Genomic DNA, 13,704 nt, shown 5'->3' with positions numbered 1-13,704 from the left:
GAACCATCGACTAGTAACAGACCTGACCAGCGGGAGAGAAAGTGTGAACGAGGAGGAGCTCCCTCCGGAGCCTCAGCTGATGGAGTCGCTTAGAGCCGTCGGCTACTCACTTGAGGCGGCGGTCGCCGACCTGATCGATAACTCGATCACCGCGCAGGCAAACCGTGTCGAGGTGTTCTTTAGCGCGGAGGGCGAGCCTTACCTGGCTATCGTCGACGACGGAACCGGAATGAACGCCGACGAGGCTCGCGCTGCGATGTGTCTGGCGGGCACGGGCGCCGCTAGGAGCAGGCGGCCCGACGACCTTGGTCGCTTCGGACTAGGACTCAAGACCGCGTCACTCTCCCAATGCCGCGAGCTCACGGTGGTGACCAAACGGGACGGTGTGGTGACGGCGCTGCGTTGGGACCTTGACTACCTCACCCGCTCGAGGCGCTGGGCGCTGCTCACCCTCTCCGAGGCGGAGGCCTCGAACCTCCCCCGCTACGACGAGATCAAAGCGAACCCGAGCGGGACCTTGGTCGTCTGGCGGCACTTCGACCGTCTCCCCTCGGCCAGCCAGACAATTTTTGCCAAGGCCTTCAATGAGCAGATGCTCAACGCTCGGGCGCACCTCTCACTCGTCTTCCATCGCTTCATCTCGGGCGAGGACGACAAGCCCAAGGTCGCGATGGCGCTGAACGGTGTCCGGCTGAAGGTTGTCGACCCCTTCCTCACGGTGCACCGGGCCACCCAGAAAGGGCCGGCCGAGTCCTTTGCCATCGCTGGCGCAAGGATCGACGTTCAGCCGTTTACCTTGCCCTACATCTCGAAGCTTTCGCAGACCGATAAGGAGACCGCGCAGATCGCCGGCCGGCTGCGCGACAGCCAGGGCTTCTACATCTACCGGGCCAGGCGCCTAGTCATCTGGGGAACCTGGTTCCGCCTTGTGCCGAAGGACGACCTCGGCAAACTGGCGCGCGTCCGCGTCGACATCCCGAACACCCTCGACCACCTGTGGTCTCTTGACATCAAGAAGTCCGCGGCCGTCCCGCCGACGGAGATCAGAGACCAGCTGAAGCGCTTGGTGGACCGGATCGTCCACCCGAGTCAGCGCACTCAGCTGTACCGGGGCCGGCCCGCGGCAGCTTCGGATAGGGTCGTCAGGACGTGGAAACTTATCGACGAACGCGGCTCGTTCCGATATGAGCTCAATCGCGAGCACCCGCTGCTCGCCGCCCTTGACGAGCAACTGGAGAACGGCGCACGTCGGCTGCTGTGTGAGCTGTTGAGGACCATCGAGTCGTCCTTTCCCGTCGAGGACGCCTACAACCGCCTAGGCGGTGACAGCGCGCACGCGCCCCAGCATTCGGACGAGGGTGAGCTCCTCGACTACGCGGTCACCCTGTGGTCCGTGTTCAGCCGAACCGGCGAGTCCGCGGACGACTTCGTCGCCCGACTGCGGTATGTCGAACCGTTCACACTCTCCCGAAACCCTGAAGCACTGTTGAGGAAGGCCGCGTCTTGATCAACGGAAACAGTCAGGAGCAGATCGCGGCCTTGGAGAAGGTCGTCGGCGCATTGCTCGCTGGCAGGACCCACTCGGAGGTACACCTCACCGAGATGGTGGAGCAGTACCGCCGAGCGGCCGCGCCCGACGCCACTGACGAGGATGTCGCCGCATTGGTCCGACGGCTGACGGAGCGGCTCAGCATCGACGTCGAGCAGGGCGTCGCCATCGTCGGCGAGGACTTCAAGCCATGGCTGCAGGACAAGAAGCGGCAGATGGACTGGTCGCGATGGCTCAACTTCAAGCAGTGGATGTTGAACGATGGGCGGCCGCCGCGAGTCATCGACAAGATGGACGAGCTCACCGACGAGATCCTTGACTTCGCAGGCGACCCTACTGCCGCGGGTCCGTGGGCGCGTCGGGGCCTCGTCATCGGCGAAGTTCAGTCCGGCAAGACCTCTACGTACCTCGCGCTCTTCAACAAGGCGGTCGATGCCGGCTACCGACTGATCATCGTCTTGGCGGGGAACACGGAATCGCTGCGTCAGCAGACCCAGGAGCGCGTCGACGAGGGGCTCATCGGTCGCGACACCAGCCTCAGTGTCGCCCGGCCCGGCATCCCCGCCCAGACCCGTTACATCGGAGTCGGGGCATTGGACTCGCGGCTCGCAAACGCCCAAGGCATGACGACGGTAATCCAGGACTTCCGGACCAGCAGCCTCGCCGCATCCAACATCACGGTCGGCACCGACTCAGCCGAGCCCTACGTCTTCGTGGTTAAGAAGAACAAGGCGGTGCTGGAAGCGCTCACCGAATGGCTGGGCCGGCAGCGCAAGGTAGGCGGCAAGCTGCCCCTTCCCCTGCTGCTCCTCGATGACGAGTCCGACTACGCCTCGGTCAACACCCGGGAGGACCACAATCCGACGACGATCAACAGCGGCATTCGTGGCATCCTCGATCTGTTCTCGCGAAGCTCCTACGTCGCGTTTACCGCGACCCCGTTCGCGAACATCTTCATCGACCACGAGGTCGAGAATGATCTGTTCCCGCGTCACTACATCTACGGCCTTGAGTCACCGTCCAACTACGTGGGCTCACAGGCCACCTTCGGATCCCTTGAGGAGCCCTCCGGCGCGATGCTCGTCGAACTGGGTGACGCCGAGGAGTTCACCCGTCTCGGGCACAAAGCACACTGGAACATCGGAGAAGTACCCGGGTCCCTCCGCGAGGCGATCCGCACCTTCTTCGTCGCCAACGCGGTCCGTGACCTGCGAGGCCAACGCGCGCCACGCTCGATGCTCGTGAACGTCTCCCGCTTCAAGCGCGTGCAGAGCCAGGTGTTCGACTCGGTACAGGACGAGGTCTTCACGCTGCGTAACGAGATCGAGGCCCACGCAGCCCAGTACCGCATGGGCCATCCGAACAGGACCCTCGACATCGTCAAGGAGACCTTCAATCGGCGGTACCCGAACATCACAGAGACGTGGGAGGAGGTCTTGGACGTACTCGCGGCCGCGGCGGCGGACATCCGCGTTCAATTGTTCAACTCAGACAAGGACCGCGTCCTGGGTGAGGAGGATGAGCACTGGGACCGGCCGCAGCGGATGATCGCCGTCGGCGGTGACGTGCTCAGCCGAGGGCTGACACTCCAGGGCCTGACGGTGAGCTACTTCTACCGCCGGGTCGTCGCCTCCGACACGTTGATGCAGATGGCGCGCTGGTTCGGCTACCGCGACGGCTACAAGGACATCTGCCGGATTTGGATCGATAAGGCATCCGCCTCCGACTACCGGCACGTCGCGGACTCGGTGGAGGAACTCCGCCGCGATCTTCGGCTGATGCTCCGCCAGAAGCTCACTCCGGAGGATTTCGGCATCGCGGTCAAGAAGCACCCTGGCGCGCTGCTGATCACCGCCAAAAACAAGATGAGGGCCGCCGAGACCCGAAGCAAGACCATCTCTCTCGCCGGTAAACGCATCGAGACCACCAAGCTGTCCTCTGAAAAAAAGGTGATTTCGGAAAATTGGTCGGCATTCCAGCGGCTCGGCGACGCGATCGCCGCGAGCACCGCCACCCGAAACGTGACGGGTCGCTGGCCGCGATGGACCGGCGTACCGAAGCGCGTCATCGCCAACTTCCTCAGCCAGTACCAGGCACACCCGTCGGACGCGATCTTCTCCGCGTCGGCGCTCAGCTCATTCGCGAGGCATGCGACCGCACCTGAGTTTCAGACCTGGGACGTCGTAGTGGTCAACGGCAGTAGGGAGCAGGTCCCAGAGGAGTTCGCTGGTGTGAAGTTTTACCCTCCGCGGCGAACGATTGACAGGGGGGCGGATAAGGAGCTGCGCGTAAGCGGCACGAGTAGCCGACTAGCGGGCCCCACCGACGTCCGCGTTCTCCTGTCTAATAATGACGTCCAAGCTGCCGTCGCTGACGCAGGCGCCGATGGCAAAGGCAAGAATCCTCCGGAAACGGTCTTCTACAGCCGCCTTCGCCGGCCAGCCATGCTGCTGTACCCGCTGCTGCCGCAGGATGACAAGCTTCCGCAGGGGGTTGATAGTAACAAGATCATCATTGCCGTAAAGCTTGCCATACCAGGCAGGGCCGGTGATCCCAAGGACTCACGGGGCGACGTCGAGTACGTCATCAACACGGTCGCGCAGCGGAAGTGGTTCATCGAGATCGACGAGTCCGAGATTGCGGATGAGGTCGATGACTGACCTCTTCGTCCTACGCTGGCGGCAAATCATAGCGTCGCCCAGTCCCGGAAAATTCGAGGTCGACTCCTCCCACCCCCTCCGGTTCATAGTCGGCGTCAACGACCGCGATGACCCGATGATCTTCATCATCGTCAAGGACAAACCGCCGCTCCCGGATCTGTCCGGGATCATCGAGGTGGAGCGGCGGCAGCGGACCGGCGACCATAAATGGACACTGGCGCTGTCACTGACCGATCGCCGTTTCCTCGAACCGTACCTTCAGTTCTCCACCGACTTGGTGTCCCGCACTGCCGATGCGGCCACCGAGGCGCAGGCCGTGGTGACGCTGCTCAAGGTCGTCGCCGAGTGGAAGCGGATGTTTGCTCGTGGACCCCGACCTCCGCTCAGTGAGGATGCCCTGAGAGGACTCATCGCCGAGCTGTGGTTCGGCGTCCACCTCCTGAGGCAGCGGGCGGAGGCAGCCAAGGTCGCGCTGGCTTGGCGGGGCCCGCACGGCAGTCATCAGGACTATGTCTTCCCGCTGGGCCCGAGGTACGAGGTCAAGTCCCGGCGGACCGACGCGAAGAGCATCCGGATCTCTTCACTCGAGCAACTTGACGCGGACCCGATCATCCTGGCGACGGTGACGCTGGTCGAGGTCGATGAAGGAACCGCTGACGCCGTCAACCTCCCGATGCTGGTCGATGGAATCTGTGCGGACTTGGTTGCTGACCGGGACGCCGCCCTCGCCTTCGACAAGGCTCTCGACGCGCTCCAGGTCGACTCCACAGACCGTCGCTACGCCGACCACTGGTTCGTCGCCACGGAATGCACCGAGTACAACGTGGCGCCTGATTTCCCGGCCATACGGCGCTCCGCCATCCCGGAGGCAGTCGTAGGCGCCACCTACGACATTCGGATCAGCGCGATCAAGGACTTCATCACCGACCGCTGGCGCAGAACCGCGGAGTAGGGGGCACTGATGGACCTGGCGGACTTTTACAAGGACCTCATGAACACCGTGGATACGCGGGCTGAGGTTGAGAACGATTATCGATCAACAGCATTCCTTGCTGAGGTTTCCGATCGCTTGGCGGAAGCGGAGGAGGTTGAGCAGCTCACCGTTCTGCACTTCGTCGGCACCGGCGAGCGTAAACGTGCGGTCGCTGTGAACGGGTTCGACCTGACTGACCAGGACGGGTCGGTCGCGCTAGCGGTGTCAGTCTTCGCGGACTCGGACGAGCCACTGACCCTGTCTACTGCCGACGCCCGCAAGGCATTTCAGTCGCTCGCCACCTATCTCGACGAGGCCGTCCGCGGCGTCTTCCAGCAGGGACGAGAGGAGAGCGGGCCCGAGTACCAGCTCGCCGAGGACCTCCGCATGCGCGGTCGCAATGTAACCCGCTATCGGATGTACCTCATCACCAACATGGAGATGAGCGGACGCGCGAAGGCGTTCAACAGCTCAGAACGTGACGGAATCAGGATCGACTACCACATCTGGGACCTGCGCCGGCTGCTCCAGGTGCATGAGTCCAGTCAGGGCCGCGAGGAGCTGGAAATCGACCTCTCGGAATGGCTTCCGCGCGGGCTGGATGCTCTGCGGACCTCCGAGACGGCCTCCGACGTCAAGACCTACCTCACCGCCATCCCTGCCCGCGTACTGGCAGACCTCTACGGGCGGTACGGAAGCCGGCTCTTGGAGGGCAACGTCCGCTCCTACCTGAGCACGACCGGCAGAGTGAACAAGGGAATACGCTCCACAGTGCTGTCGGAGCCGGCACGGTTCCTCGCCTACAACAACGGCATCACGGCGACGGCTACCGACTTGGAGTGGACGGCCGACGGACGAGCGATCAAGACTATCCGCGACCTCCAGATCGTCAACGGCGGCCAGACCACCGCTACGCTGTTCTACGTCCGCCGCGACAACAAGGACATCCCATACTTCGACGATGTCTTTGTGCAGACCAAGCTTGTGGTGGTGCGGCCCGAACAAGCGGTTGAGATGGTCCCGCGTATCTCACGTTACGCCAATAGCCAGAACAAGGTCAGTGAGGCGGACTTCTTCTCCAACAGCCCCTTCCACGTGAGGATGGAGGACCTGTCACGCCGGATCCTCGCGCCGGCGAAGCCCGGTGTGAACTTCCAGACCAAGTGGTTCTACGAGCGCACCCGGGGCCAGTACGCCAACGAGCAACGCAAGCTGAGCGTGGCTGACGCCAAGAAGTTCGCCGCCCTGTTCCCCCGGGGGCAGGTCATCACCAAGACCGACGCGGCGAAGTACGAGGTGTCGTGGGCGAAGAAGCCCCATCTGGTGAGCGCCGGCGCTCAGCGCAACTTCCTAGCCTTCGCCGATCAGGTGGCCGCCCAGTGGGGGGCATCGGAGGCGAACTTCAACGAGGTCTACTTCAAGCACCTCGTGGCGAAAGCGCTCCTCTACCACCGCATCCGCGCACTCGTTGCCAAGGCGAGCTGGTACCAGAGCGGCTACCTCGCGAACATCGTCACGTACACGATGTCGAAGTTGGCGGTGATCGTCGAGACCCACGCGCCGGGTAAGTCGTTCGACTTCGACCTCATCTGGGCGCGGCAGTCAGTGTCACCTGAGGTTGAGGAGACCAGTCTCGTTGTGGCGGAGAAGGTCTTTGACCTACTTACCGATGAGCGCCGTCCCATCGTGAACGTGACGGAATGGGCCAAGCGGGAGGCATGCTGGGAGTCGATCCGGAAGGCGTCCGTGGATGTACCAGAAGCTTTCCTGGCATCCTTGGAGTCTCGCGAACGGGTCGCCCAACGCCGCGCGGACGCAGTGGCGGTGCAGAAGATCGATTCCGGGATCATGGCTCAGACCACGGTTCTCCATATGGGTGCGCCTGCCTGGGAATCGGTGCGGCGGTTCGCCGTGGCGCGGCGTCTTGCGTCACCCACCCACCTCGGCATCCTGGACATCGCGGCCGGGCGAAAGAGAGGGATCCCATCCGAGAAGCAGTGCGCCGTATTGCTCGGCTTACTCAGGACCGCAGAGGAGAATGGATTTGAGCTCGGCCACTGAACGTCACGGCACGACTCCTTCTCGGGGCCTGGCCAGTCGTGCTCGCACGGATATGTTCAACGGCAGCTACAAGATGATCCATGGCGAGCAGGACATAACTGCTTTAGTGGTCGAAGCTCATTTGGATATCATCGTATGCCCGACACTCGTACGCGAAGCGAATACTCGGTGCTCGCAAAAGGCGGCACTACCAGCAAGGGTTATCCATCGCCGGTAATTTAGGCCAACTTATGGGTGAGGCCCAGCCGGTCAAGAGGGCGGCACATGCCCGTTAGCACAACGAGGCTCTCCGAACCCGCCGACCAAGCCGTCATGGAAACGTCGGGGCAGCCGAGGTACGGCGTCGGGCCAAAGAGGTAACCTGCGCAGGGCGTTTGATCGATCGGGGAGGTAGCACAGGTGACGGACGACACCGTCGAACGACGTCGGGCAGGCTATGGCGTCAAGCTCGTGCGCGGCCCGTTCGTCCGTCTCGCGCCACACCCCAAGGCATGCGGGGACGACCAAGAGTTCCTCCGTTTCGCCGCAGCTTGCCGTGAGCGGGGTGAGCGGCTGGCGGCGGACTTGTTCAGTGGTGCAGGTGGCCTGAGTCTGGGCCTCACCGAGGCCGGGTTTCGCGTGGTCCTTTCAGCCGACCGGGACCCCGAGTCCGTCGAGACGCACCGACACCACTACCCCGGTCTCACCCTCGACTGCGACCTCGGGGAGTCCGTCAACGTTCGGCGGATCGCTGCCCTGGTGAAGGAAGCGGGGATCGAGCTGCTGTCTGGCGGCCCACCGTGCCAACCCTTCTCCCGGGCGGGCCGCTCACTGATCCGTCACCAGGTCCGTCATGGCCTCCGCCCGGCGCACGACGAACGGCGGGACCTTTGGCGCTCATTCCTGGAGGTCATTCAACTGGCCAGACCTGCCGCCGTGATCATGGAGAATGTTCCCGACATGGCGCTCGATCGGGAGATGTTCATTCTCCGCACCATGGTTCACGAGTTGGAGTCGATCGGTTACGCAGTCGAGGAACGGGTCGTTGACACCCTGCGCTACGGCGTACCCCAGTTCCGCCAGCGCTTGATCCTGGTTGCGCTGCGAGATGGAGTCGCCTTCGACTGGCCGACAGAGGTACCGGACCGGGTGTCGGTGTGGAACGCGATCGGCGACCTACCCGAGGTCGAGGGCGGCTGGAGGCCCGAGGGGGGCGCCGACGGCTGGTCAGACTACGCCGGTCCCGCTTCTGCCTTTCAGAGGCAGATGCGTCGCGGTGTTGCACAGGCGGACACGGGCAAGGTATTCGACCACATCACCCGACCTGTACGCGAGGACGACCTGCGTGCCTTCGACATGATGGACGCCGACACCCGGTACTCGGACCTGCCGGAGGACGTCAAGCGCTACCGCGACGACATCTTCGACGACAAGTACAAGCGCCTGAGCGAGGACACGTACTCCCGCACCATCACCGCGCACATCGCCAAGGATGGTTACTGGTACATCCATCCCCGACAGGACCGCACACTGACCGTGCGTGAGGCGGCGCGGCTGCAGACCTTCCCCGACTGGTTCCGCTTCGCCGGCCCACCGTCGGCCGCGTTCCGTCAGATCGGTAACGCCGTACCCCCGGCGCTCGGTACCCAGCTCGGGCGCGCCGTGATGACAGCGCTGGACGCCCCAACGCCAGTGGCCTACCGCAGCCGCGACATCGCCCAAGCCCTCGCCACCTGGTTCGACGACCTCAGCGACCCAGCCCTCCCGTGGCTGCGCGCCCGAACACGGTGGCAGGTCATCTCCGCGGAGATGCTCCTCGACCGGGCAGCGCCCGAGCAGGTACGAATCCTTTGGTCACTGCTCGAACGATGGGAGCAGCCGCAGGACACCGTCGGCGCCGGCGACGAACTCGTCGAGATCGGGCGGTGGATCAACCGCGAGCACCGTGCCGAGCGGCTGCTCGAACTGGCGCGCACGCTCACCCTGCAACCAGACCTGCTCGACGACGACAAGATCCACAGCCTTCGCGGGGTCGACGCCTCGGTAATCGACCTCGCCGTCCTCGCAATCCCAACCCAGGACGAGGACAACCGGAGCCTGTCAAGTCAACTGAGACATTTTCTTGATTTTGTTTAGCTTTGTGCTGCTGGTTGGTTGGGCACGGGCGAGGCGGTGGTCTGTTCGGGGTCGCTGTTGTCGGGTTTGTTGATCCATGCCCGGTCCGGGAGGCGGGGCGGGCGTGGACGGCGGCGGCCGAACCGTTGCGGGTGCGCTGCCCAGGCCGCGTCGAGGGTCTGTTGCCGCTGTTCACGGATCTGCCCGGCGGTGCCGTGATGCACCGATGCCGGGGTGTGCAGGCCGACCCCGGAGTGCCGGTGCTCGTGGTTGTAGTAGGTGTAGAACGCCTCGCAGTGCTGCCGGGCGTGCTGGATCGACCCGAACCGCTCGGGAAACGTCGGGTCGTACTTCAACGTCTTGAAGCTCGCCTCGATGTACGGATTGTCGTTCGATGTCTTCGGACGGCTGTGGCTACGGCCGATCTTCAGATCGGTCAGCAGCTGGGTGACGGTCTTGCTGGTCATCGCGGCGCCACGGTCGGCGTGCACGGTCAACTGATCGGCATCGACGCGTTCGCGGGCGGCCGCGTCAGCGATCAGCGCCTCGGCGAGCTGGCCGTCCTCGTGCGCGGCGACCAGGTGCCCGACGACGTAACGGGACCAGATGTCGATCACGGTGTAGAGGTGGAACCAGACGCCCTTCTGCGGGCCGCGCAGCTTGGTGATGTCCCAGGACCAGACCTGGTTCGCCGCGTCGGCCACGAGTTCGGGTTTGGTGCGGGCCGGATGGCTGGCCTGGCTGCGGCGTTCGCCGCTCTGCCCGGCAGCCCGCAAGATCCGGTACATCGTGGACTCCGAGCACCACCAGCGGCCCTCGTCGAGCTCGCGGGCCCACACCTGCGCCGGCGCCAGATCTTGGTACTCGGGCCGGTTTAGCAGTTGCAGCACCTGCTCACGTTCCGCCTCGGACAACGCCGACGGCGGTGGCCTGCGCGCGGTCCGCGGCCGTGAGATTAGCGGTGGTACGCGGTGCCGGTAGAGCGTCGCGCGGGAAACACCGGTCAGCCGGCAGGCCCCGGCGATGCCCCACGCCGGGGTCAGCGCCTGCTGTGCCTCGGCGAGGACGGGTTCGGCATCGGCGCGGAATCCGCGCTCTCGGAGAGCAGTTCCAAGAGCGCGTGCGCTTTTCCCATGATCTGCAACGCGGTCTCAGTCTTGGCCAGCTTGGCCTGCAAGCGGGCGTTCTCCCGCTGAAGACGGGCAAGTTCGGCGCTCTCGGCCTTCTTCGCTGCCCGCGCGGCCGATTGCCGCCGGTCCGTCAAGCCGGCCGACGCTCCGGCGTCTCGGGCCTTGCGCCAGTCGAGAATGTGTGACCCGTACAACCGTTCCCGGCGCAGAATCGCCCCGCGAGCCGCCGCGTCCGGCGCCGCGTCGTACTCGTCCAGGATCCGCGCCTTGAACTCTGCGGTGAATGTCCGCCGCTGGGGCCGGGCGTCCGGATCCAGGCTCTCGTGGGGCTTCGACGTTATGCTAATGATCTCTCCTCAGGACCGTCCAGGAAGAGTATCCCCTGGTAGACGGGCTGTCTCACATCAGCGTGACAGGGAGGGAACGCGGAGGAACCCGTTCTCATCACCAAGGGCACCCACCGCGTCGCCGCCCGCTTCACGCACGAGGACGAGCACGTCGAACGCAGCAACAGGATGACGGCGGGGCGTCTGGCCATCGCCCGAATGATCGGCGATGACACCGACGCGCGGCGGGCACACCTCGGCCTGATCGAGCTTGCCACTACCGTCTGCCGCCCCACCGACCCTGCCTGCCCACGCTGCCCCCTCAACAAGGCATGCAGCGAGGCAGCAAAACGGGGCAGTCGGACCGAACGGCAGCCGCTGGTCAGTCCCTGAAGCCGAGCGCGGCGGCGATGTCAGGGGCTTCGGCCCGCAGCCTCTCCCCGATGCGTTGCAGGGCGGCGTACTCACCCGCACGCATAGCAGCGGCTCGCAGCGCCAAGCCGACAACCGGCATGGGCGGCGTCGCCCCGGACGCCTCGCTGCGAGACAGGGCGGCCAATTGCTCGGAGGCTACCCTCGGGCCCTCGGAGGCACCGCGCGAGTTCTTGCGGTAGGCGTCGTCCGCCCGCATGCACAGCTCGTGCACCGGGCGTTCGAGCAGCTGACGCAACTGCGGCGGCATCGCCACCCTGATCTTCGCCACGTTGATGTTGAACACCACGTCAAGATCCGTGTCGAAGTCCAGCGCTGCCCGCGCGAGCTTAGTGTGTTCATCGATGCCTCGCATGCCGTTCCAGCCGCCCCACTGGACCAGCCGCTCGGCACGGTAGACGTACAGGCCCTGCTGACGGTTCCAGTTCAGCGGGCCCGAGAGTCGCTCGAACTCCGCCTGCGACGAGAACTGGTCGCGGGATGGCAGGACGTACCGCTGCAATGACACCGTTCCGGTGGCCTCACCGACGGTCACCTCGAAACGGAGGGGAGGAAGCACCTCCCGTGCTGGCTCGTCCGGGGCGAAGGGGTTCCACGGCCGAACCTTCTCGCCGTTGACCGTGATCACGAGGCCGCCGCCGACCTCACCCTCAAGGAAACGGTGGAAAACCGTACCCAGATGGTCAGCCGTCCTGCCCGCCAGTGCTTCCAACCGGCGACGCGCCCAGCCGCCGTCTGGCTTACGTTCGGGCAAAACGCGGTCGAGTCCGCGCCAGAGCACCACGGTGCCCCCCGTGTCCGCGACCGTCTCGCGGGCCTTGAGGACCTGCTCGTCGTTCGCCGGTTCGGCAACGACCCAGTCATCCATCTCGGCGATGAGGTCGAGATCGATCATCCGCGACACAGTGCGGGCTGTGGCCGCCCTCCGGCGACTGACCACCGTCAAGGACCGGCACTGCGACAGAGATGCGGTCTTCAACCCCAGCCCGTACCGGCCGAGGTCACCGCGACCGTAGTCACGCCGGCTGCCGTAGCGCAAGGCCTCCAACAGACCGTTGGCGCTCATGCCCTCGCCGTCGTCGGCGACCATCACCCACGAGTCGGAGCCGTCGAACACGATGTCGATCTCGACGCGATTCGCACCCGCGGCGACGCTGTTGTCCACCACGTCGGCCACCGCGGTCGGAAAGTCGTAACCGATGTCGCGCAGCGAGTCGGTCAACCGCGCAGCAGACGGCGCCACGCTGTAGAGGTTCCGAGCGCTCACGACGCCTCCTACGGTCGAAAACGATGACGGGGACCAGGATGTCATACTCCTCCGCAACCCACCCCGCGGGACGCACACCGGTGCGCCAGAAACCTACCTGTGGCGCGGAAGCAGGCGCGAGCGCCCCTACCCGAACTGGGAGGGGCTTTTTGCCAACCCCGGTCTTCGTCGGCGGGGGATCAGCGTGACACCCCCACGTGCGACGCCGCGCTTCCCGCATGCCAGCCAGATTAGAACAGGGGTACGACGGAGTGCGCCGGTGCGGCCAGGTTGAACCGCTCGGTCGAGGAGATGTGACGGACAGCAGGCGGGATCGCACTTCGACTCGCGATAGGCCGTGCAGTGCCGGCATACGGGAGGTAGCCAAAGTTATCCAGCAGCGGGGTGCTGACCAACAGCCGTCGGGCCGACCAGACTCTGGCGGGTGGTGGCCGCGCGCGACCGGCCACGCACCTCGACAGCAACCCGATGCGCCGCCTCCCCAGCCTCCCGGCGCACCTCGCACTCCCACACCCTGATCACCTGCCAACCGGCCTCGACCAACTCGTTGTCGACCCGCTGATCACGGGCCCTGTTCGTGGCGATCTTTGTTTCCCACTTCTCAGCATTGGGACCCCGGAACCGGGAGGGTCCGTGTTGTGGACATCCGTGCCAGAAGCATCCGTTTACGAACACCGCGACGCGTGGACCGGGAAACACGAGGTCCGGCCGGCACCGGTTGAACAGGGTTCGCCCCAGGCGAAACCGGAAACCGAGAGCGTGCACGGCGCGGCGCAACGCCATCTCGGGAGCTGTGTCCCGTGTACGCCGTCCTCGCAAATGCGATCCCTGGGCTGTGGTAACCCAGACCTTGGAGCCATCCTTCGGCAGGAGACCGCCGTCGTCGGATCGGGTCATCACGTCTGTCACCTCGGTCAAGTGAACTTTCCGCCCCCACGACCAAGGCTAACCATGTCTACCAGTAACCCATCGCGCCGTGACCGTTGGCATAACGGCTCGCGGCCGGGCGCAGATTGCGATCCACGCGCCCATGACGGGTCCCTCCCTGTCACGCTGATGTGAGACAGCCCGTCTACCAGGGGATACTCTTCCTGGACGGTCCTGAGGAGAGATCATTAGCATAACGTCGAAGCCCCACGAGAGCCTGGATCCGGACGCCCGGCCCCAGCGGCGGACATTCACCGCAGAGTTCAAGGCGCGGATCCTGGACGA

Annotated in this window: 9 protein-coding genes; 5 read left to right on the top strand and 4 right to left on the bottom strand. The window is 64.8% G+C overall.

The genetic code is table 11. The features are described from left to right. Positions 1-43: 43 nt before the first annotated feature. The 5 genes from O7618_RS19410 (at position 44) to O7618_RS19390 (ending at position 9,358) form a co-directional block, all read left to right on the top strand. Positions 44-1,507, top strand: coding sequence for an ATP-binding protein (locus O7618_RS19410; protein ID WP_278107528.1), 1,464 nt, complete (start codon positions 44-46; stop codon positions 1,505-1,507). Further along, a complete protein-coding gene (locus O7618_RS19405) occupies positions 1,504-4,209 on the top strand; it encodes a Z1 domain-containing protein (RefSeq protein WP_278107527.1) in 2,706 nt (901 codons plus the stop codon). Before O7618_RS19410 ends, O7618_RS19405 begins: the two co-directional genes overlap by 4 nt. Continuing rightward, positions 4,202-5,161 (top strand): PD-(D/E)XK motif protein, encoded by a 960-nt coding sequence (locus O7618_RS19400; protein WP_278107526.1) that lies wholly within the window; start codon positions 4,202-4,204, stop codon positions 5,159-5,161. Before O7618_RS19405 ends, O7618_RS19400 begins: the two co-directional genes overlap by 8 nt. A 9-nt stretch (positions 5,162-5,170) precedes the next feature. Beyond that, the gene (locus O7618_RS19395; RefSeq protein ID WP_278107524.1) at positions 5,171-7,243 is read left to right on the top strand and encodes an AIPR family protein; all 2,073 of its coding nucleotides are present in this window, start codon (positions 5,171-5,173) and stop codon (positions 7,241-7,243) included. Positions 7,244-7,642: 399 nt separating this feature from the next. After that, positions 7,643-9,358, top strand: coding sequence for a DNA cytosine methyltransferase (locus O7618_RS19390; RefSeq protein ID WP_278107523.1), 1,716 nt, complete (start codon positions 7,643-7,645; stop codon positions 9,356-9,358). Here O7618_RS19390 and O7618_RS19385 read toward each other — a convergent pair. From O7618_RS19385 to O7618_RS19370, 4 genes are all read right to left on the bottom strand, one after another. Next, complete coding sequence (locus O7618_RS19385; protein WP_278109923.1) at positions 9,355-10,344, bottom strand: IS3 family transposase; 990 nt, start codon at positions 10,342-10,344, stop codon at positions 9,355-9,357. The two genes, O7618_RS19390 and O7618_RS19385, sit on opposite strands and share 4 nt — an antisense overlap. A 32-nt stretch (positions 10,345-10,376) precedes the next feature. Beyond that, positions 10,377-10,601 (bottom strand): hypothetical protein, encoded by a 225-nt coding sequence (locus O7618_RS19380; RefSeq protein ID WP_278104785.1) that lies wholly within the window; start codon positions 10,599-10,601, stop codon positions 10,377-10,379. 574 nt (positions 10,602-11,175) lie between these two features. Next, on the bottom strand, positions 11,176-12,492 hold the full coding sequence (locus tag O7618_RS19375; RefSeq protein ID WP_278107522.1) for an ATP-binding protein: 1,317 nt from the start codon (positions 12,490-12,492) through the stop codon (positions 11,176-11,178). Positions 12,493-12,861: 369 nt separating this feature from the next. Then, positions 12,862-13,389 carry a very short patch repair endonuclease gene (locus tag O7618_RS19370; protein WP_278110072.1) on the bottom strand — a complete coding sequence of 176 codons (528 nt, stop codon included), beginning with the start codon at positions 13,387-13,389 and terminating at the stop codon, positions 12,862-12,864. Positions 13,390-13,704: the final 315 nt, after the last annotated feature.

The organism is Micromonospora sp. WMMD980, from assembly GCF_029626035.1.
In the GTDB taxonomy this organism is placed as follows: Bacteria; Actinomycetota; Actinomycetes; order Mycobacteriales; family Micromonosporaceae; genus Micromonospora.
This window is presented reverse-complemented; position numbering and strand designations above follow the sequence as displayed.